General features: G+C 71.0%; 2 protein-coding genes. Both read right to left on the bottom strand.

The window, feature by feature from the left end:
- Positions 1-1,252 (bottom strand): acyl-CoA dehydrogenase family protein (locus G6031_RS18110; RefSeq protein WP_182654028.1); only part of this gene is annotated, 1,252 nt, incomplete at its 3' end.
- Between the two features lie 29 nt (positions 1,253-1,281).
- Positions 1,282-2,106 carry a thioesterase family protein gene (locus G6031_RS18105; RefSeq protein WP_347238529.1) on the bottom strand — a complete coding sequence of 275 codons (825 nt, stop codon included), beginning with the start codon at positions 2,104-2,106 and terminating at the stop codon, positions 1,282-1,284.
- Positions 2,107-2,164: the final 58 nt, after the last annotated feature.

The following is a 2,164-nucleotide window of genomic DNA, read 5'->3' as shown; positions in this document are numbered from 1 at the left end:
GCTGCTCGCGGTAGCGGCGGGCCAGCGGGAACGCCTCGGTGTAGCCGTTGCCGCCCAGGCATTCCAGCGACTCGTAGGCGTGGTTGGGTCCGCGCTTGCACGTCCAGTACTTGGCGACCGCGGTGGCCAGCCTCCGGTACGCGGCGGACTCGTCGTCGTCATAGGCCGCTGCCAGGCGGGTCGCCGTCCAGGTGGCGGCCTCCGCCTCGAGTTGGAGGTCCGCCAGAACGGCGGCCATGGCCGGCTGGTCCACCAGGGTCGCCCCGAACGCCGCCCGGTGTCGGGCGTGCCACGCGGCCTCGGCCACGCCCTGGCGCATTCCGGCCGTGGCGCCCAGGACGCAGTCCAGGCGGGTGCGCCCGACCATCTCGATGATCGTGCGCACCCCACGGCCGGGATCGCCGACCATCCAGCCCAGGGTGCCGTCGAACTCCACCTCGGACGAGGCGTTGGACTTGTTGCCCAGCTTGTCCTTGAGGCGTTGGACCAGGAAGGGGTTGCGCTCGCCGCCCGGGAGGACGCGGGGGACGAGGAAGCAGCTCAGTCCCTCCGGTGCCTGCGCCAGCACCAGGAAGGCGTCCGACTGTGGGGCCGAGCAGAACCACTTGTGGCCGCGCAGCACGTGCAGGCCGTCCCCGACCGGGGTGGCCGTGGTGGTGTTGGCCCGGACGTCCGACCCGCCCTGCTTCTCGGTCATGGCCATCCCGAACAACACCCCCGACTTGGTGGCGGGGTCGCGCAGCTCGGGGTCGTAGACCCTGGACATCAGCGCCGGCTCCCATTCCGCGGCCAGCTCCGGGCTCAACCGCAGGGACGGCACCACGGCGTGCGTCATGGACAGCGGGCACCCGTGCCCGGCCTCGATCTGCGACACCAGCATGAAGCCGGTGGCCCGCTCCACGTTGGCGCCGGGCCCCGGGTCCGCCCAGGCGGAGGTGTGCACCCCGCGGGACACCGAGTACTCCATGATCCGGTGATAGGAGGGGTGGAACTCGATCTCGTCCACCCGGTTGCCCCACCGGTCGTGGGCGCGGTGCACCGGCGGCAGGGTGTTGGCCAGCTCCGCGTCGTGCTGGTACTGCCCGGTGCCCACGTGTCGGCCGATCTCGTGGAACCGGTCGGTCACCGCGCCGGGCGCGAAGACTCCCACGGCCTCCCGGAGTGCGGGATTGAGCGCGTACTCGTCCACGTCCACGCGCGGCGGCGCCTGGTTGAGGACCTCGTGGGTGGTGTGGTTCCGAGTGGTCGACATGTGCTGGGTCCTCCTCCGGCCCGCGGTACTCAGGACTTGAAGTACATGAGTTGGTGGCTGGTGGCGAGCAGGGTGCCGTCGCGGCCCCACAGTCTCGCCGATTCATCGTGGTAGTTGCCGTGGAACCGGTGGGCGTGGACGCTGCCCAGGATGAAGTCCGTGCCCTGGGCCGCGATCTCGTCCGTGGTGGCCAGGTAGTGGATCGTCAGCGTGACCGTTCCCGCGGGGATCGGCCGGCCGAGCCGGAGGAACGACCTGGGGAAGAACGAATCACACATCGCGGTGAGCGCGACGTGGTCGAGGGGGCGGGGCGGGGTGTCGCGGATCCACATCGTCGTCATCGAATCCGGGCTCGTCTGTCCGTCCTCGACCGACTGCCACGCCCCCGTCACGAACCGCATGTCGTAGTTGTCCACCCACTTGACCCCACGGTCCGCCGCGGCCGGGGTCAGGTCCTCGGGTGCGGGGACCCCGGGCGGGCCGACCTCGGTCTCCGACCACGTCTCGCGGCGCAGCGCGGTGATCGCCGTGGCGGTGGTGACCACCTGATCGCCCTGGCGCATCTCGAGCCACCAGTGCTGGTTGGAGCGGTTGGTGCGGGTCGGAAGCACCTCGATCTCGAACTCGCCCTCGGCCACCGGGCCCGCGTAGTTCAACGTCAGAGCCAGCGGGTCACCGTGTCGCTCCGGGTGCTGCAGGATCGCCTGCAGCATCGTCGCCGCGGTCGTCCCGCCGAACGGCCCGACCATGTTGGCCCACGCGTCGACCGTGCGGCCACGGACCAGGTTATCGCCGCCGCGTTCGAGAGCGACGGCCTGATCCAGAGTGTGTCCAGGGGCGTATCGACCGGTCACGGCACTCTCCTCATCGGGCGGCGTGAGGGGTGCGCCGCCGGGTGGTCCCACCGTACCG

It is taken from the genome of Dietzia sp. CQ4 (assembly GCF_014145125.1).
Classification (GTDB): domain Bacteria; phylum Actinomycetota; class Actinomycetes; order Mycobacteriales; family Mycobacteriaceae; genus Dietzia; species Dietzia natronolimnaea.
The sequence above is the reverse complement of the archived record's forward strand: the minus strand, read 5'-3'. Positions and strand labels throughout refer to the sequence as shown.